The organism is Vibrio sp. NH-7 (genome assembly GCF_053643215.1).
Genome location: NZ_CM132187.1, coordinates 1,484,028 through 1,501,200 on the forward strand (window position 1 = coordinate 1,484,028; position 17,173 = coordinate 1,501,200).

The following is a 17,173-nucleotide window of genomic DNA, read 5'->3' on the forward strand; positions in this document are numbered from 1 at the left end:
ATAATTATAAAACTTTACAAGCAAAGCCTTTGAGATAGAAGCCTTCTGGGTAGGCTGAGTCTGTAGGGTGGTCAGCCGCTTGTTCAAAACGTTCTACGAATTTTACCTGGCGTCCTGAGTCTACCGCTGCGTCTGCGATAATCTTTTGGAAAAGGTCAGAGCTCATTAGCCCTGAGCATGAATAAGTGAGTAACGTGCCTCCAGGTTTCAGTATTTGCATCGCCAACATGTTGATGTCTTTGTAGCCATTAGCGCCTGAAGTTAAGTTATTCTTACTCGAAACGAATTTAGGCGGGTCCATGATCACAACGTCAAACTTGGTACCTTGGTCTCGATATTCACGTAATAACTTGAATACATCGGCGTTTAGGAAGACCGCACGTTTTTTGGAAATATCAAAGTTATTTAACTCAGCATTGTACTTTGCAGTATCAAGTGCCGGTTGAGATACATCTGCGTTGATAACACGTTTCGCGCCACCTTTTAGAGAATACAACCCGAATCCTCCAGTGTACGAGAAGCAATTAAGGACCTCTTTATCTTTGACGTACTTCATCGTTTGCTGGCGGCTATCACGTTGATCAAGGTAGAAGCCTGTTTTGTGGCCGCCAATGATATCAACACTGATTTTCACGCCATTTTCTTCAATAACAACAGATTTTGGCGGCTCTTCACCGTGTAAAACGCCTGTAACTTCTTCTAAGCCTTCTTTTTTACGCACTGCAACATCCGAACGCTCATATACGCTACATTCAGGAAACACGTCGAGTAGAGCTTCAACTAGTGTCTGCTTATTGTATTCAGCGCCAGCACTTAGCAGTTGGCAGACCAAATAATCTTGGTATTTATCGATAGTAATGCCCGGTAAACCGTCAGACTCAGCAGCGATTAAGCGATAGCCTGTTAGACCGTCGCGGTCGATAATATCGGCTCTGAGTAAATGAGCGTCTTTAATACGCTTGACGAAGAACGATTTGTCGATGGTTTCTTTTTCAAATGACCAAACCCGAGCGCGGATTTGAGAGTTAGGCGAGTATGCTGCTTTTGCCAGCCATTTGCCGTCGTGAGCAAACACATCCACTGTTTCGCCAAGCTCAGGCTTACCTTCAACTTTGCTTATACCACGCGAAAACACCCAAGGGTGTTTACGGCGAAGGGATTTATCACGGCCTTTTACGAGATAGATAGATGGAGTCATGAGTTTGCTCAATAGGTTTAATTTGAAAGGAGGGGTATTGTCTGGGAAGTGCTTTGGAAAATCAAATAAAAGAGCCGCCAATTTGGCGGCTCTTCGTCTAGGCTTTTAACCCTGTAAGTAGTGACTCCATGGTGTCACTTTGTCTGCGCAGTTGTTCAATGTTGTTGTTGGTTGCGTTAATCATTTCGCACACTTGATTTGATTGAACCCGAATCTCTTCGACACTCGCCGCAATGTTATCAGCAACGACGCCTTGCTCTTCTGCAGCAGTCGCAATTTGAATGCTGCTGTCTGAGATGGATTGGTTTTTGTCGGCTAATGAGGCGATTTCAGAGTCGACTTCAGACATTCGGCTTTGGCCTTCGCTAGCATTAATAACGGTTGTTTCCATTAATTTGGTGAGTGACTGACTATTGCGTTGTAGCGCTTCAATCATGGATTGGATCTCAACCGTTGCCTGTTGAGTTCGACCTGCCAACGCTCGAACTTCATCGGCAACAACTGCAAAGCCGCGACCTTGCTCGCCCGCACGCGCGGCTTCAATGGCGGCGTTCAAAGCAAGTAGATTGGTTTGTTCTGAGATGCCGTTAATTGTCGTGACCACTTCATCGATTTGAGCGGCGTTTGCGTCAAGTTCTGCCACTGCTTCGGAAGCGGATTGAATTTCACTCGATAACTGCGAAATAGAAGATAAGGTATGCTCAACTTTTTGTTGTCCTTGATGGGCAACAGAACGCGCATCTTCTGTCTGTGCACTTGAGTCGTGTGCAAGATTCGCGACTTCGCGAATGGTAGATGCCATTTGCTCTGTGGCACTCGCAAGTGAGTTCAGGTGTTCTTGTTGAGAGCCAGAAATATCCGCGCTTTGACGATTTGATAGATTGAGGTCAGAACTAATTTGTTGCATAAGCGCAATAGATTCTTGAATGGAGAGAACCATGTTTTGCTCACGTTCTGCGACCTTATCGATTGTGATGGCAATTTCACTAAACTCATCTCGCACTTTGAAAAAGTTCATACGACTGGTGAGGTCACCACTAGATAAGGTCGTGAGTGCCTTGTTCATTGTGAACATCGCACCGCCAATAAAGGTCATGATGTAATAAACACCCATTGCGATAAGGAAAAGTGTGACCGCAATAATGGTAATATGAGTAGTAGAAAGCGCAGTCCATAGGTTTTGGTTATGAATCGCAACTAAACTGAATTCACCATTGTTGACGGATATTGAACCAAGACCAGAGCCTATTGCGATGGTTTCTGAACCCGCTATTAAACTTGCCACTTGGGAGCGATTAAGGTTCCCTGATTCAATGAGATCGCGCATAAGCACCAACTCATCTTTGTAAAGGTGACTCAACATGTTGTCTGCAGCATTATCCAGTACAAAGGTGAGGACTAAGAGTGCGATGACTGGGAGAGCGAAGAGTAGATAGAACTTCTCTTGAATTTTTAGATGAATGAGATATTTGTCAATCCAGCGAAAAGGTATTTCTTTCATAATAATAATTCCGTGAAAACCCTGTCTGTTCCATAGAGGGTTATAAAAAACACATTTACAAATATATCACTGCACGATGTATTGAGGTATTAAATATGGTCCAAAAATGCGAGAAGTTCACAGTGTCAGGTCTAGTTCAAGGGGTTGGATTCCGTTATCACACGTCACACCAAGGAGTGAAGCTCAGTCTTAGCGGCTATGCGATGAATCTTAACAATGGGGATGTCGAAGTCGTAGTGTGTGGGGAAGAAGGGAATATTGCGCGAATGGCAAAGTGGCTTCAACATGGCCCTAAAACGTCACGAGTTGATAAGGTTGTTTCAGAGCCAATCGCATACAAACCGTTTAACGGTTTTAAGATTCTATAGGCATTTTGCTGGCTTAGGCAGTCCCGCCAGTTTAGTCGCTTGCTTCGCAGGTCCTTGCTTAAAAAGCTTAAACAAATACTTGCTGTTGCCTTTTTCTGGACCGTGGGCTTTTTCCATCGCTTTCACCAACATGCGGACGGCTGGTGAGGTATTAAACTCTACATAGAAATCACGAACAAAGTGAATCACTTCAAGGTGCGCGTCAGTTAGCTCGATACCTTCTTGTTGGGCGAGAAGCTCTATCATGCCTTCTTCCCACTGAGTGTAGTCTAGTAAGTAACCTTGAGCATCGGTTTCAATCTGCTTGCCGTTGTATTCGAACATCTCTAATAACCCTAAAATCAACGTATGGAGAGTAGGGTACTTACCCGTAGGCTGTTTCACAATAGACAAATAACAAAAAGCCCTAAAGAGAGTCTCTTTCGGGCTTTGTTTAACGAGATATGTTCAATTAGTCGTCGTTCATAATACCTAGAATTTGAAGTAGGCTGATGAAGATGTTGTAGATTGATACGTATAGCGTCACGGTCGCTGAGATGTAGTTGGTTTCACCGCCACGAATAATACCTTGAGTAGTCATCAAGATAGCCATGGTCGAGAACACAATAAACAAGCTGCTTAGTGCTAGGTGCAGGATTGTTGATTGGATGAAGATGCTTGCAATCATACCTACAACAAGTACAACAAATAGTGACAGCATTAAGCCACCCATCATTGATAGGTCACGCTTAGTTGTAAGTGCATAAGCTGACGCAGCAAGGAATGACAGTGCAGTACCACCAAGCGCTGTTACGATCAAATCACCCATTCCCGCGCCAACATAAGCGTTTAGGATAGGGCCAAGTGTGTAACCCATAAAGCCAGTCAGTGCGAAGGTAAATACTAGACCCATTCCGTTGTTGCGGTTTTTCTCAGTTAGGAAAAGGAGTCCGTAGAAGCCAACTAGAGTGATGATAAGGCCAGGGTGAGGAAGGTTCATCACCATAGCGACACCAGCAACGATAGCTGACCAAAGTAAAGTCATAGAAAGTAGCGCGTATGTGTTACGCAGTACTTTGTTTGTTTGCAGTGCACTTTCTTGTGTAGATGTGCGAGAAAACATAGGGCTGTTCATGGTCTTCCTCATTAGGTTTTTCTGTTTATCACTTACATTTATGGGGCTGCACGATGAAAAGATCAAGCCCTCATTGAATAAGTAGTATCTAAAATAATAATAGAATTAGAGTGTTAAGTATTTTTGAAGATGTAACACAATATAACACAAATGAAAGAGGCGACCGTAGCCGCCTCTTTGGATAGTATCGCGATGTGATTAATGGCTCAAAATCTGCGACAAGAAGTTTTGAGTTCTCTCAGATTGAGGATTTTCAAAGAATTCAACTGGGTTGTTTTCTTCAATGATTTCACCTGCATCCATAAAGATGACTCGGTCCGCAACCTCTTTGGCAAATCCCATTTCATGGGTTACACAAAGCATGGTCATCCCTTCTTCTGCAAGTTCTACCATTACATCCAGCACTTCACGAACCATTTCTGGGTCAAGGGCTGACGTTGGTTCATCAAACAGCATCACTTGAGGACTCATACAAAGAGAGCGTGCAATAGCCACACGTTGCTGCTGACCGCCTGATAATTGACCAGGAAACTTATCCGCTTGGTCTGGGATCTTCACTCGCTCCAAGTACTTCATCGCCACTTTTTCTGCTTCCTCTTTGGGCATCTTCTTGACCCAAATTGGCGCCAATGTGCAGTTTTCTAGCACAGTTAGGTGAGGGAAGAGGTTGAAGTGTTGGAAACACATCCCGACTTCTCGACGAACGGCTTCGATGTTTTTTAGGTCTTCCGTTAGCTCATTACCAGAGACAATGATCTGACCCTTCTGGTGTTCTTCGAGGCGGTTAATACAACGGATCATGGTTGACTTACCAGAACCCGATGGGCCACAAATTACGATTTTCTCACCCTTTTTTACATCCAGGTTGATGTTCTTTAGTACGTGAAACTCACCGTACCATTTGTTCATATCCTTAATTTGGATCATGTAATCTTGTTGCTGCGTCATAATACGTCCTTGAGCTTTTTGATTATCGTTTGTGACCGGTATGAAGTTTGTTTTCTAACCATATCGAGTATCTCGACATGCCGAAACAAAATACCCAGAACACTAACGCGACAAATACATAACTTTCTGTTGCAAAGCCTAACCACTCAGGGTCAGTGTTCGCTGCCTGTCCAATACCGAGAACGTCAAACATACCGATGATGAGTACCAGACTGGTATCTTTAAACAAGCCGATAAAGGTGTTTACTATAGAAGGGATGGTGATTTTCAACGCTTGCGGCAAAATGATGAGCCCCATCTTCTTCCAATAGCTTAACCCCAGCGCATCGGCAGCTTCATACTGTCCTTTTGGAATGGCTTGTAAGCCACCGCGGACCACTTCCGCCATGTAGGCAGCACTGAACATGACTACACCAATCAGAGCGCGAATGAGTTTGTCTGTCTCTGAGCCTTCTGAAAGGAAAAGAGGCAGCATTACCGACGCCATAAACAGAACAGTAATGAGTGGAACGCCACGCCATACCTCAATGTAGACGGTACAGATGCTTCGGATAATTGGCATTTCGGACCGTCGACCCAAGGCTAAAGCGACACCGATTGGCAATGACACAACGATACCCACCAACGCAATGATCAGAGTAACTAGCAAGCCACCCCATTTGTGAGTTTCGACAACTTCAAGGCCAAAGACACCACCGTAAAGCAATGCGGCAATAATGAAAGGATAAACGTTGACAAAGAACAGCCAAATCCACATACGCTTCGGCGTTTTCTCATACGCAAGCAATACAGTAAAGATTGCTAACGTAATATAAAACAAGCGTGGACGCCACAGCTCTTCTTGCGGATAGAAGCCGTACATAAACTGCTCCCATCTCACGCTGATAAATACCCAGCAAGCGCCATCTCTTGAGCAAGCGTCGCGGGTAGTACCAACCCAATCTGCTTTTAGGAATGCCCAGTCAACGATATTCCAAAGCAGCACGGCTGCAAGATAAGCAAGAATGACGGTAACGACTGAGTTAACAGGGCCATTAAATAGGTTTTTACGTAGCCAACCGACGACACCCACTGTATTGGACGGTGGTGGCAGATCGGGCAAAAACTGATGCTCTTTCATATTATCTCTCCACCAAGGCAACTTTACGGTTGTAGATGTTCATCAGCGCTGATGTCAACAGACTCAACGTGAGGTAAACCGCCATTGTCATCGCGATGATTTCAATCGCCTGACCCGTTTGGTTCAACGTTGTCCCAGCGAAAACCGAGACTAGGTCAGGGTAACCAATCGCCATCGCCAGCGAAGAGTTCTTCGTTAGGTTTAAATATTGGCTTGTCAGAGGCGGAATGATAATCCTTAATGCTTGAGGGATAATCACCAACTTAAGCGTTCTGGACTTTGGTAGACCAAGAGACATGGCTGCTTCGGTTTGACCATGGCTAACCGCGTTGATACCCGAACGGACGATTTCCGCAATGAAAGACGCCGTGTAAATACTCAGGGCAAGCAATAACGCAGCGAGTTCAGGAATGATGCTAATGCCGCCACGGAAGTTGAACCCCTTGAGTTCAGGATACTCTGCCGAGATCGGTGAGCCCATCACAAAGTAGACAATCGTTGGTAAGACCACAACAAGGCCAAAAATAATGCGCCCCATCGGGGTTTGTTGACCCGTTATACGTTGTTTGTTTCTCGCCCAGATACCGACAAATATCGATGCCAGAACCCCAATAACCAAACTTGCAATCACCACTCCTGATCCCGCTTCAAAAATGGGGGCTGGAAAGTAAAGACCGCGAACATTGAGGAAAATGGCTTCTCCAAGACTTAAACTTTGGCGTGCCGATGGCAATGCCTGTAGTACTGCGAAATACCAAAAGAAAATTTGTAGCAGCAGCGGTACGTTACGGAAAATCTCGATATAAACAGCGGCTAGTCGGCTGACAAGCCAGTTGTTTGAAAGCCGAGCAACACCCATAACAAAACCCACGACAGTCGCTAGGATAATACCCAGAAATGATACTAGAGCGGTGTTAAGTAGGCCGATGAGAAATGTGCGTCCGTAAGAATAGGTTTCGTCGTATTCAATCAATGTTAGGCCAATCCCAAAGCCAGCTTCTTGATCAAGGAAACCAAAACCCGTGGCGATGCCGCGAGCCTCTAAGTTAGACAGTGCATTATTGACAATTGTATAAAAGAAAAAGAACAGTGCGAGTATCGCGATAATCTGGAACACGACTGAGCGAAAGGTGGGATTGTAAATAAGGCTAGCACCTGAAGACGGTCCGTTATCCGCTTTAGATGCAACAGTATTAGTAGGTTTCATACAGCTATAACCTCAAATCCATATTTTGTAAAAAGGGCGGCCTAAACCGCCCATTTTGTTGTTATGTGTTGCTTAACGGATTGGCGGAGCGTACATAAAGCCACCCGCATTCCATAGTGCGTTTACACCACGAGAGATTTGAAGAGGAGAGCCTGTACCAACCGTGCGCTCGAAGCTTTCGCCGTAGTTACCGACTTGCTTGATAACTTGGTAGCCCCAATCGTCACGGATTCCAAGACCTTTACCTTTAGGACCATCCACACCAAGGATGCGCTTCACGTTTGGATCTTTAGACTTCAGCATTTCGTCGGCATTTTTCGACGAAATTCCGTACTCTTCTGCGTTAATCATTGCATTTAGCGTCCATTTAGCAATGTTGAACCATTGGTCGTCGCCTTGACGAACTACTGGGCCAAGCGGCTCTTTAGAAATGATTTCAGGAAGTACCTGTGCAGACGCTGGATCTTGAAGATTTAGACGAAGCGCATATAGACCTGATTGGTCTGTGGTTAGCACGTCACAACGACCAGCATCGAAACCTTTCGATGTTTGAGCGGCGGTATCAAATACCACAGGTTTGTAAGACATACCGCTGTTACGGAAGTAGTCAGCTAGGTTAAGCTCTGTCGTTGTACCAGATTGAACACATACTGAAGCACCGTCTAGCTCCTTCGCACTCTTAAGGCCAAGATCTTTTTTGACCATGAAACCCTGACCGTCGTAGTAGTTAACGCCTACAAAGTTCAAGCCAAGCGCGGTGTCGCGGTGAAGTGTCCACGTTGTGTTACGCGATAGAACATCAATTTCGCCTGATTGAAGCGCCGTAAAACGCTCTTTTGCGGTGAGTGGTACGTATTTCACTTTTGATTTGTCGCCCAGTACTGCTGCGGCAAGTGCCTGACAATACTCAACGTCAATGCCTTCCCATTCCCCCTTTGAGTTCGGGTTAGAGAAACCTGGCAGACCAGTACTTACACCACAAGTAATAAAACCTTGTTTCGTTACTTTATCAAGCGTGCTATCAGCTGCCGATGCGCTTGTAGCCATGAAAGCAGTAGATGCCGCTACAACTGAAGCAAGAAGTGTTAGTTTATTTGCCATTTGTATCCTTCCTGTATGATCCATGTTAAATCAGGTGTTGCCTGATACAACGAATGAAATATGTTGTGTATCTCTATTATGAGTTGATTTCGCAATCATAGTGCTTTTTAAAAATCAACTGTTTATAAGCGTAGGAAAGGATTTGTGTTTTCTCAAATGTATAATTTAAAAAGATTTTTGATTGAAATCACAAACCCGTTCAGTCACTAGAATGACGAAATGTTACGTGAATGTAAATAGTGCAAGAGTTCACAAATTTAGTGCAATAGGCCTTACTGACTAAAGTGTCATGTTTACTTAGATTTAACGTGATGTGATTGAAAAGTAGCCTAAGATTTAATTCTATAAATAGTGGAAAATTTGGTGATAAATTATCCAAAATCAAACTGTAGTTTCGTTGTGTGCCCCAATTTTGGTAGTATCAGTCAAATAGTTAGTTGAATTATTCAAGGAATGAAATGCAGTATTTTCCTCTGTTTCTCGATTTAAAAGGTAAGCCAGTACTTGTTGTGGGTGGTGGAGAAGTGGCAAGCCGAAAAGTCGATAGTCTGGTTCGCGCTGGCGCTATCGTTACGATTGTCTCTCCTCAGATCGACCCCTTCTTGCAAAAACTCGTAGAAGACGGGGAGTGTATTTGGGTACAGAATTTCTATTCCCAAGATTTGATGGACGAAAAATACATTCAAGTTTGGGCAACAACAGATAACCCTGAATTAAACCATCAAGTCCATCACCATGCGAAGTCATTGGGAATCTTGGTTAATGTGGTTGACGATCAACCTTACTGCGATTTTATCACTCCTTCTATGATCAATCGGGGGCGTATCCAGTTAGCCATTTCAAGTGGTGGAGCCTCTCCCGTTTTGGTTCGTAATATCCGAGAAAAGCTCGAAGCTGCGCTGCCGCAGAACTTGTCTTTACTTGCAGACTTTGGCGCCTCCAAACGAAGTGACATCAAAAAGGTGATGCCGAGTGTCGATTTAAGGCGCAAGTTTTGGGAACGTTTTTTCGCGCTGCCACAAGTGGATTCAGCAACCTCAAGCGGTGAGCTGGAGAGTGCTTATCAGGGCTTGCTGGCGAATGAAGTTGATGATGTAGGGAGCGTTACTTGGATAGACTTTGGCGAGGATGTCGAGTTGCTGCCAATGAAGGCGTTACGCTACATGCAAGAAGCTGAATTGGTTCTCTATCCTCAAGACTGTCCGTACACATTTGTTGACCTAGTGCGTCGTGATGCGGAGCGCGAAACATACCACAGCCATACGGAACTTGCTGAGCGTTTGGTGGCGGCGAGAGAAGAGAGTTTGCGAATCGTGGTGTTTGTTTCTCCAAATAGTAACCAACACAATCTATTAAAGCAGCGTGATTTACATTTAGCTTTAGCGACAACGAGATAAAAGAAAACCCGCGTAAAGCGGGTTTTTCACATTGGTCACATTCAGAGACTAGTCTCGGAAGTTTTCATACTGGAAAGGTTGACCCAGCTCTGCCTCACGAATCACAGCGATAACCGCTTGGAGGTCGTCACGTTTTTTACCAGTCACTCGAACTTTTTCACCCTGAATAGAGGCTTGGACTTTCATCTTCTTATCTTTAATCAGCTTGACGATCTTCTTCGCCATCACGGTTTCAATACCTTGCTTAAAGACAATGATTTGATGCCAGTTTTTACCCGTTGCTTCCTCTGGTTTTGCGTCCATTGCGTTTGCATCGACACCGCGTTTTGCCAGATTACCGCGTAGGATGTCGCGCATCTGTTTAAGTTGGAAGTCGCCTTCCGCATTCATTCGCACTGACTCGTCTTTTTGAAGCTCAAAAGAGGCTGAGACACCACGAAAATCGAATCGAGTTGATAGCTCTCGAGATGCATTATCAACAGCGTTACGCAGTTCTACAGTATCGATTTCAGATACAATATCAAAAGATGGCATTGTTCATTACTCCTCAGATTCAGTTAGCGCGATTTTACAGCGTCAGCAAGTAGGGCAAGCATTTGTTCAGTATCATCCCAGCCTAGGCATGGGTCCGTAATAGATTGGCCGTAGGTGAGATTGTTGATGTCTGCCATTGACTGGTTACCTTCAACAATAAAGCTTTCTGCCATAATACCTGCAATCTGGTTTTTACCTGACTTTATTTGAGCACACAGCTCTTTTGCAACATCGAGTTGCTTGCGGTGCTGCTTTTGACAGTTCGCGTGGCTGAAGTCAACAACCAAACGTTGTGGCAAGCCAAACTCAGCAAGTTGCTCACAAGCCGCGTTGACGGACTCGACATCGTAGTTTGGCCCTTTATCACCACCGCGAAGGATCACGTGGCCAAATGGGTTACCACTTGTGCGATAAACCGTCATACGTCCATTTTTGTCTGGAGAGTAAAAGTAATGTGACGCTTGAGAGGCGCGGATAGCATCAATAGCAATCTTAATGTTGCCATTGGTACCGTTCTTAAAACCTACTGGACAAGAGAGTGCAGAGGCCATCTCGCGGTGAATTTGAGATTCCGTTGTACGGGCACCAATTGCCCCCCAAGTGATGAGATCAGCAATGTACTGGCCGGTAATCATATCTAGGAACTCAGTCGCTGTCGCCAACCCAAGTTTGTTGATGTCGAGTAGCAGTTTGCGCGCTTTGTTCAAGCCCGCTTCCAGAGCATAAGAACCGTCTAGATTTGGATCTGTGATAAGGCCTTTCCAGCCAACGACAGTACGCGGCTTTTCAAAGTAAGTACGCATGACGATAAACAACTCGTCTTTATATTGCTCTTGAGTTTGAGCAAGGCGCTGAGCGTAATCCAGCGCGGCATCTGTATCGTGAACAGAGCAAGGGCCAACAATGACAAGCAGTCGATCATCTAGGCCTGTAAGAATTTGTTCGATTTGACGACGAGAGTTGGCAATGCGTTCTGCAACATCATCAGTAATAGGGTGTGCGCTCCCAAGTTCTGCCGGAGTTGGCATTGGACCCAGTGGTTGGGTTCTTAATTCATCGGTTTTGAGTGGCATACCATAGCCTGTTCTTTTTATTGCGAAGCGGTAAAGATAACGGAAACGCTGCTAGGAATAAACCACTTATCGATAATCTTCATATTCAATTTGTGTAAAAATGAAAAATTATTCACTTTCAAGAACTAAAAATGTATTTCGCCCTTGTTTAAGCCTGCGCTTGTGGGTATGTTCGAAGTAACGAAACAACAATAAATTGCACGGAGCAGTAATGAGTGTAGAGACTTTTATCGGTTTACATCCGGCACTAACTTTGGGTAGTGCACTTCCAAGCGCAGATGACAGTGGTGATGGAACCCATTTGTATGTGTCATTTTCAGATCTCATTCTAGGGAACGTCTTTTATCACCCTGAATTTAAAGAAAATACAGAGAACCTCTCCGAAGTTGAAAAGAGTTCGATAGAGGCAATCTTAGCGGGGCAGTCATTGGAGCAACACTTTGTAGACACCTTGGTCACCAGTGTCAAAGCGGCGATCAAACCTGAACATGAGTCCATTAGAGTGAGCCTGAGCAGTGCTGATAGTTATGCGTTCAGTTCACTACTTGGAGGCAGTGCTGAAATCGAAGAGGTAAACCCTGCGCTAGGTTTGCGAGGAGTCTCTCGTTATGCATCTGACCAGTTCAGTTCAACGTTTGCGTTAGAGTGCCAAGCGATCAAACAGTTGAGGGAAGAGGGTATTCAAGTCGATATCATTGTTCCCTTTGTTCGCGCTCTGTCTGACGCTGCAAAAGTTATTGATCTCCTTGCGGAGCAGGGATTACCTCGAGGGCTAAATGGGCTTAAAGTTATCTACACCGTGGACGTGCCTTCTGCTGCGCTCCTTTGCGAGCGACTTCTTCCTTATTTCGACGGTGTGGTGATCAATCTAGAGAACTTGGCCCAGTTTACCTTAGGCGTTGATAGGATCAGTGAGGCGTTAGAGTATCTATTTGACCCACAAAGCGAAGCCGTGGTGCAACTTCTCGATATTGTGGTTAAATCGGCAACAACGAGCAATAAGCCGGTCTTACTCACTTCGTCTAACCTTACTCAATATCCCAAAATACAAGAGTATATTTTGGAGCGAGGCTCGATTGATTGTGTAGTGACGCTGTAACTAGCAGCGTAGCAACATCACCTTTTGCAAAGCTCAATGTTAACAAAATGTTGACATTGAGCTTTGTTCGTTATGAACTAAAGCGACTATTGTAACTAATCGGACCAGTTCATGATCACTTCAATCGCAAAAGCCAATATGTACCTCAATTGGTTTGGATTTTTCAAAGTACCGTTTATATGGTTGTGTAGACCGAAGATCCTAAGGTTGGATGATCAAAGCGTTGAAATCAAAATCCCCCTGAAACGACGAACAAAAAATCACCTAAACAGCATGTATTTCGGTGTACTCGCGGTGGGCGCTGATGTGGCGGGCGGTTTCATGGCGATGAGTAAAGCGCAGGAGCGAGGGGAGCGTGTTTCTTTGGCGTTTAAGGAAGTCGAAGGGAAGTTTCTCAAAAGACCGGAAGCTGACGTTCATTTTGTGTGTCACGATGGCAAATTGATTGACGACATGCTCGATGAAACCTTTAAGACTGGCGAGCGCGTAAACCAGGCGGTCAAGATAACCGCCATATGCCCATCTCTGCACGGAGATGAACCCATGGCGGAATTTCTTCTTACTCTTTCACTGAAGAAAAAGGGTGGATAGCCGCTTCCACCTCGATCTGTTCAACGGCAACAATTTTGCTTCGATTGAGGACAATCTTCCAGCGATAATACTTCGGCTCGCCATCGTGATTGTCTTCTTTGGCGATCAAATTGACTAGGTGGCGTTTTTCCACTGACTCCTTGCTGACTTGATTATTGTTCAGCACATACACCTTGTTTGAACCTTTATCCATGAGCCGCATTAGGGGTCTCATGCTTATGAGCAGTGATTCCCGGGTCTCTTCATAACCACTCATAAACTTAGAGGTCGACATTTCAACCCCCGCGCGATAGTGGAGGATGGTTTCTTCTCTTTGTACGACTCTCTTTTTACGAATGTTCTTAATTCGGTCGGGAAGTTTCTCTAAGTTTTTGTAGTCGAGCCACTCTAGTTTCTGACCGACGGCTTTCTTAGTGGTTGGGTCTAAGTAGAGCTTGCGCCACTTTGGTCGCCCTTTGCGAAGCCAGCGCCAAAGCACGTCTCTCAAGTCGTCTTTAAAAATCTCACGTAATGCGTAAACAAAGGACATCAATACGATGAAAGAGACGGTGATCTCTCCCCAGTAATCTCTGGCTAAGATCGCTGCAATTGTTACAAACACCATCACAAAACCAGTCGCGCCGCCTTTGACCATTCGCTGCATATTGCTGCCAAGGGATTGGGTTTTCTCTTGCAATACCACGGGGTGCTCGATCAATCGGCGCAGCAAGCGCATCTTGTTACTCAAACGTGTTACGTCGTCACGTACATTTTTCGAGTTGTAATTGTTCAGCTTACGATGCGCCGCTTCTTTTTCGACAATGGCGAGTAAACTCTCTTTCACGGCTTTGTAGTCACCCTCACGAGGCATGTGTGCCACCAGCGACATCAAACGTTGGCCTGTGTACCAAGAGAGATAGTTGTCTATATTCGCGTAGTAGCGTTTTAAATTCTCTTCGTATGGTGCGCCTCTACGTAGCTTCTTTAGGATATCTAGCGCGAGGTCAATGACTTCATCTACTTCGTCTGTGGTGACACTGTCGGTATTGTTTTTATTGAGTTGGTTTACCGCTTTGTCTAATGCAATAACATATTGGTAGGCAAACAAACTCAAACTTACGCGATACTGGGTAGAAGAGAGTCGGCCTCGTTTTGCTAAGCGGCTGTGCACGAGTGGAAGAAGGGTTTTGTCACTGTAATAGGCGCGCTTTTGAATCAAAGACTCGTAGTAAAACTCGCTTTCTTTAAGTACATCTGAGGATAGACCGAGTTCACCTGGAACAAAAAAGTAGAGATCGAGAGTCGATTTCTTGGTAGACGCCATCGCATGAGAGACTTTTAAGGTGATGCCGTCCTGCTTATCAACGGTGATCAAGGAAAGCTCCTAAAAAAAGTAACAATAACTGGCGAAAGCATATCAGAGATTCGCTATAATCACCGTAAATTTAACAAGAGACAGTTGAAATGATTAAAGTTGGTCAGATTAACCACTTAGAAGTAGTAAAGAAGGCAGATTTTGGGGTATTTCTTGATGCCGGAGATTACGGCACGACCTTACTTCCAAATCGCTATGTCCCAGAAGGACTCAAGGTTGGCGATTTCGTTGATGCTTTTTTGTACTTTGATTCTGACAGCCAGTTAGTCGCAACAACTGAAACACCTATTGCTCAAGTTGGTGAGTGGGGATTGATGACCATTGAAGGTGTCAATAGCACAGGTGCATTCGCGAGTTGGGGCATTAAAGAGAAAGATCTGCTGATTCCATTTAGCGAACAGCGCACGCGTTTCAGTGCGGGTCAAAACGTTCTTGTTTATGTCTACACCGACAAAGCGTCTGGACGTATTGTTGGAACCACGAAGTTCAACAAACTGCTCGATAAAACGCCCGCCAACTATAAACGAAATCAACAGGTTGATCTTATTATCGCTGAGCGTAGTGACTTGGGCTACAAAGCGATTGTGGAAGGCCAACACTGGGGAATGATTTTTAAATCTGACGTATTTGGAAAGCTGTTTATCGGTAAAAAGTTGAAAGGCTACATTAAGTCAGTTCGTGAAGATGGCAAGATCGATCTTTCCCTGCAAAAGGTTGGTGTCGCTAAGATGGACGATTTGAGCGAGAAGATTATTGAGTTGCTCGAGAAGAAAGGCGGATTTTTGCCACTGAATGATAAATCTTCACCTGAAGCGATCTTCTCGGCTTTCCGTACCAGCAAAGGGACATTTAAAAAGTCGATCGGTGGTTTGTACAAACAAGGTAAAATCGTTATCGAGAAAGAAGGCATTCGACTCGCTTAACGTTTGTCGATTGAGCAATAACCCAATCGACAAAAAATGGCCCAAAGCTTATCCTGCTTTGGGCCTAGGGGAATGGCTCCTACAGAGCCTGCGCTAATGAGTGTAATACATAACAATTCTTATCTTTTAGTGTAGTGCATCGTAGTCAGTTCGCGAGGCTTAGCTAGAATTTCATACTATTGGTTTAGACACTAAAATAAGTTTTTGTCTCTAACCAATTCTCGAGGCAGGCCATTTTTAACTCTGTTTCCAACCCATTTCCCTAGTCCAATCACATCGTTACCTAGCTTGACGAATACTTCCCCTTTACCTGATTGACCTTCTGGTCTTACATCGCGTCCCATATACCATTCACGAGCCTCTTCAACACTAAGTACTACACATTGACGCTCGTTTCCCGTTGCCAGTGCTGTCGCGACCTGATGTTGCCAGCGATAGCCTTTCTTGTGGGCTTCAGCAATTTTGATCCCCATACGTGAGAACTTAAACTCACCGAGCATGGCTTCAAGCGTGTTAGGAAAAAGCCATACATCGTTATCACGTAGCCAGACAGAACTGTTGCTAGGTAACTGAACATCAAGCGTTTGGGCCAGTTGCTTCTCAATATCTTGTTGGACCTTGGCTGATGCTTTCTCGAAAGGAAATTTGCCGAGACGTTTTTTAACGTTTGGCGCTTCGACCGAGCTTACTTTGCGCAGCCGTGCCACAAAAAATCCCTCACAATCATAGGTTTGGGGGAATATATGTAAAAAGCCTTCAGGCGTTAGTGATTTGTCCGCATTTGGAAATAGATCTTCAAGGCTGTCGAATTCTACCGCTTCACCAAAAGTCTCCTTTAAGTGATGACACACTTGCTGGTTTTCTTCAACGCTCAAGGTACAGGTTGAGTAGACAAGATGGCCACCGACTTTGAGGGCGTGAAATGCGCTTTCGATAAGATCTTTCTGAGTGTTAGAGATGTCAATAACCGAGGCTTTACTCCAGTTCTTCATCGCATCTGCGTCTTTACGAACGGTGCCTTCACCGGAGCAAGGGGCATCGATCAACACCGCTTCAAATTGTTCTGGCAACCACCCCCCGAACACTCTGCCATCATAGTTGCTTAATGCGGTATTTCGTACTCCACAACGTTCAATGTTGGCATGAAGTACTTTTACGCGGCTAGACGAATATTCGTTGGCTACTAATACACCCTCATTGGCCATTTTTGCGGCTATTTGCGTTGTTTTAGAACCAGGAGCGGCAGCCATGTCGAGAACCGTGTCATACACATCACTGTCTGATTTAAACAGCGCAGAAACAGGCATCATTGAGCTCGCTTCTTGTATGTAAAAAAGCCCGGACATGTGTTCAGCAGTATTGCCCAGTGGAACTACACTCTCATCTGCTTCAATCCAGAACCCTTCGTCACACCATGGCACAGGGTACAGTTGCCAGCCTTTTTCGTCCGCGTGAGTGAGAAAGTCGGCAACCGTTGTTTTCAATGTGTTGACACGAATGCTCTTGCGAAGGGGGCGTTGGCAAGCGGCAACAAACTCATCCAAAGTTGATGATGTTGGAATGATGGCCGCCATTTCATCAAGGAATTCTTGGGGCAGATAAACGTTAGAGTGCAATGTTCTATCTCTGAGGAGGTAAAGGGGCA

Annotated in this window: 17 protein-coding genes; 5 read left to right on the plus strand and 12 right to left on the minus strand. The window is 44.9% G+C overall.

Features of this window, described 5'->3' with window-relative positions; all coding sequences use genetic code 11:
* Positions 1–4 precede the first annotated feature (4 nt).
* Positions 5–1,198: a class I SAM-dependent methyltransferase gene (locus tag ACUALS_RS06855; RefSeq protein ID WP_454449183.1), complete on the minus strand. Its 1,194-nt coding sequence runs from the start codon at positions 1,196–1,198 to the stop codon at positions 5–7.
* Positions 1,199–1,295: 97 nt separating this feature from the next.
* Complete coding sequence (locus ACUALS_RS06860) at positions 1,296–2,699, minus strand: methyl-accepting chemotaxis protein (protein ID WP_322413906.1); 1,404 nt, start codon at positions 2,697–2,699, stop codon at positions 1,296–1,298.
* A gap of 95 nt (positions 2,700–2,794) precedes the next feature.
* Between ACUALS_RS06860 and yccX the strand changes: the two genes are divergently transcribed.
* On the plus strand, positions 2,795–3,067 hold the full coding sequence (yccX, locus tag ACUALS_RS06865; RefSeq protein WP_454449184.1) for an acylphosphatase: 273 nt from the start codon (positions 2,795–2,797) through the stop codon (positions 3,065–3,067).
* Here the strand turns inward: yccX and ACUALS_RS06870 are convergent.
* From ACUALS_RS06870 to ACUALS_RS06895, 6 genes are all read right to left on the minus strand, one after another.
* On the minus strand, positions 3,062–3,391 hold the full coding sequence (locus tag ACUALS_RS06870) for a TusE/DsrC/DsvC family sulfur relay protein (RefSeq protein ID WP_038141429.1): 330 nt from the start codon (positions 3,389–3,391) through the stop codon (positions 3,062–3,064). The genes yccX and ACUALS_RS06870 overlap by 6 nt on opposite strands.
* Before the next feature lie 127 nt (positions 3,392–3,518).
* On the minus strand, positions 3,519–4,181 hold the full coding sequence (locus ACUALS_RS06875; RefSeq protein WP_038141430.1) for a Bax inhibitor-1/YccA family protein: 663 nt from the start codon (positions 4,179–4,181) through the stop codon (positions 3,519–3,521).
* A 198-nt stretch (positions 4,182–4,379) separates the two neighbouring features.
* On the minus strand, positions 4,380–5,129 hold the full coding sequence (locus ACUALS_RS06880; RefSeq protein ID WP_005475576.1) for an amino acid ABC transporter ATP-binding protein: 750 nt from the start codon (positions 5,127–5,129) through the stop codon (positions 4,380–4,382).
* Positions 5,130–5,151: 22 nt separating this feature from the next.
* Positions 5,152–6,249 (minus strand): amino acid ABC transporter permease, encoded by a 1,098-nt coding sequence (locus ACUALS_RS06885; protein ID WP_005475562.1) that lies wholly within the window; start codon positions 6,247–6,249, stop codon positions 5,152–5,154.
* A 1-nt stretch (position 6,250) separates the two neighbouring features.
* Positions 6,251–7,456, minus strand: a complete 1,206-nt coding sequence (locus ACUALS_RS06890; protein ID WP_454449185.1) for an amino acid ABC transporter permease — start codon at positions 7,454–7,456, stop codon at positions 6,251–6,253.
* 72 nt (positions 7,457–7,528) lie between these two features.
* Positions 7,529–8,557: an amino acid ABC transporter substrate-binding protein gene (locus ACUALS_RS06895; protein WP_005475574.1), complete on the minus strand. Its 1,029-nt coding sequence runs from the start codon at positions 8,555–8,557 to the stop codon at positions 7,529–7,531.
* A 458-nt stretch (positions 8,558–9,015) separates the two neighbouring features.
* On the opposite strand from ACUALS_RS06895, the gene ACUALS_RS06900 reads away from it, so the two are divergent.
* Complete coding sequence (locus ACUALS_RS06900; protein WP_454449186.1) at positions 9,016–9,954, plus strand: siroheme synthase; 939 nt, start codon at positions 9,016–9,018, stop codon at positions 9,952–9,954.
* 48 nt (positions 9,955–10,002) lie between these two features.
* Here ACUALS_RS06900 and ACUALS_RS06905 read toward each other — a convergent pair whose 3' ends face one another.
* Entirely contained in the window at positions 10,003–10,488 is a 486-nt protein-coding gene (locus ACUALS_RS06905; protein WP_005475578.1) for a YajQ family cyclic di-GMP-binding protein, read from the minus strand.
* 23 nt (positions 10,489–10,511) lie between these two features.
* Positions 10,512–11,561 carry a 3-deoxy-7-phosphoheptulonate synthase gene (locus ACUALS_RS06910; protein ID WP_454449187.1) on the minus strand — a complete coding sequence of 350 codons (1,050 nt, stop codon included), beginning with the start codon at positions 11,559–11,561 and terminating at the stop codon, positions 10,512–10,514.
* 211 nt (positions 11,562–11,772) lie between these two features.
* On the opposite strand from ACUALS_RS06910, the gene ACUALS_RS06915 reads away from it, so the two are divergent.
* Together ACUALS_RS06915 and ACUALS_RS06920 are read left to right on the plus strand one after the other, a co-directional pair.
* Positions 11,773–12,660, plus strand: a complete 888-nt coding sequence (locus ACUALS_RS06915) for a putative PEP-binding protein (RefSeq protein ID WP_454449188.1) — start codon at positions 11,773–11,775, stop codon at positions 12,658–12,660.
* A 111-nt stretch (positions 12,661–12,771) separates the two neighbouring features.
* Positions 12,772–13,251 carry a PaaI family thioesterase gene (locus tag ACUALS_RS06920; protein WP_038186821.1) on the plus strand — a complete coding sequence of 160 codons (480 nt, stop codon included), beginning with the start codon at positions 12,772–12,774 and terminating at the stop codon, positions 13,249–13,251.
* Here ACUALS_RS06920 and ACUALS_RS06925 read toward each other — a convergent pair.
* Complete coding sequence (locus tag ACUALS_RS06925) at positions 13,220–14,605, minus strand: hypothetical protein (RefSeq protein WP_038141444.1); 1,386 nt, start codon at positions 14,603–14,605, stop codon at positions 13,220–13,222. The two genes, ACUALS_RS06920 and ACUALS_RS06925, sit on opposite strands and share 32 nt — an antisense overlap.
* 89 nt (positions 14,606–14,694) lie before the next feature.
* Here ACUALS_RS06925 and ACUALS_RS06930 point away from each other — a divergent pair, with 89 nt between their 5' ends.
* Positions 14,695–15,528: a CvfB family protein gene (locus tag ACUALS_RS06930; protein WP_454449189.1), complete on the plus strand. Its 834-nt coding sequence runs from the start codon at positions 14,695–14,697 to the stop codon at positions 15,526–15,528.
* A 191-nt stretch (positions 15,529–15,719) separates the two neighbouring features.
* On the opposite strand, the gene rsmF is transcribed toward ACUALS_RS06930, so the two are convergent.
* The gene (gene rsmF, locus ACUALS_RS06935) at positions 15,720–17,144 is read right to left on the minus strand and encodes a 16S rRNA (cytosine(1407)-C(5))-methyltransferase RsmF (RefSeq protein WP_454449190.1); all 1,425 of its coding nucleotides are present in this window, start codon (positions 17,142–17,144) and stop codon (positions 15,720–15,722) included.
* Positions 17,145–17,173: the final 29 nt, after the last annotated feature.

Bases quoted from the DNA above. Each gene is read 5' to 3' on its own strand.
- ACUALS_RS06855 (WP_454449183.1), bottom strand. From the start codon at position 1,198: ATGACTCCATCTATCTATCTCGTAAAAGGCCGTGATAAATCCCTTCGC.
- ACUALS_RS06860 (WP_322413906.1), bottom strand. From the start codon at position 2,699: ATGAAAGAAATACCTTTTCGCTGGATTGACAAATATCTCATTCATCTA.
- yccX (WP_454449184.1), top strand. From the start codon at position 2,795: ATGGTCCAAAAATGCGAGAAGTTCACAGTGTCAGGTCTAGTTCAAGGG.
- ACUALS_RS06870 (WP_038141429.1), bottom strand. From the start codon at position 3,391: ATGTTCGAATACAACGGCAAGCAGATTGAAACCGATGCTCAAGGTTAC.
- ACUALS_RS06875 (WP_038141430.1), bottom strand. From the start codon at position 4,181: ATGAACAGCCCTATGTTTTCTCGCACATCTACACAAGAAAGTGCACTG.
- ACUALS_RS06880 (WP_005475576.1), bottom strand. From the start codon at position 5,129: ATGACGCAGCAACAAGATTACATGATCCAAATTAAGGATATGAACAAA.
- ACUALS_RS06885 (WP_005475562.1), bottom strand. From the start codon at position 6,249: ATGAAAGAGCATCAGTTTTTGCCCGATCTGCCACCACCGTCCAATACA.
- ACUALS_RS06890 (WP_454449185.1), bottom strand. From the start codon at position 7,456: ATGAAACCTACTAATACTGTTGCATCTAAAGCGGATAACGGACCGTCT.
- ACUALS_RS06895 (WP_005475574.1), bottom strand. From the start codon at position 8,557: ATGGCAAATAAACTAACACTTCTTGCTTCAGTTGTAGCGGCATCTACT.
- ACUALS_RS06900 (WP_454449186.1), top strand. From the start codon at position 9,016: ATGCAGTATTTTCCTCTGTTTCTCGATTTAAAAGGTAAGCCAGTACTT.
- ACUALS_RS06905 (WP_005475578.1), bottom strand. From the start codon at position 10,488: ATGCCATCTTTTGATATTGTATCTGAAATCGATACTGTAGAACTGCGT.
- ACUALS_RS06910 (WP_454449187.1), bottom strand. From the start codon at position 11,561: ATGCCACTCAAAACCGATGAATTAAGAACCCAACCACTGGGTCCAATG.
- ACUALS_RS06915 (WP_454449188.1), top strand. From the start codon at position 11,773: ATGAGTGTAGAGACTTTTATCGGTTTACATCCGGCACTAACTTTGGGT.
- ACUALS_RS06920 (WP_038186821.1), top strand. From the start codon at position 12,772: ATGATCACTTCAATCGCAAAAGCCAATATGTACCTCAATTGGTTTGGA.
- ACUALS_RS06930 (WP_454449189.1), top strand. From the start codon at position 14,695: ATGATTAAAGTTGGTCAGATTAACCACTTAGAAGTAGTAAAGAAGGCA.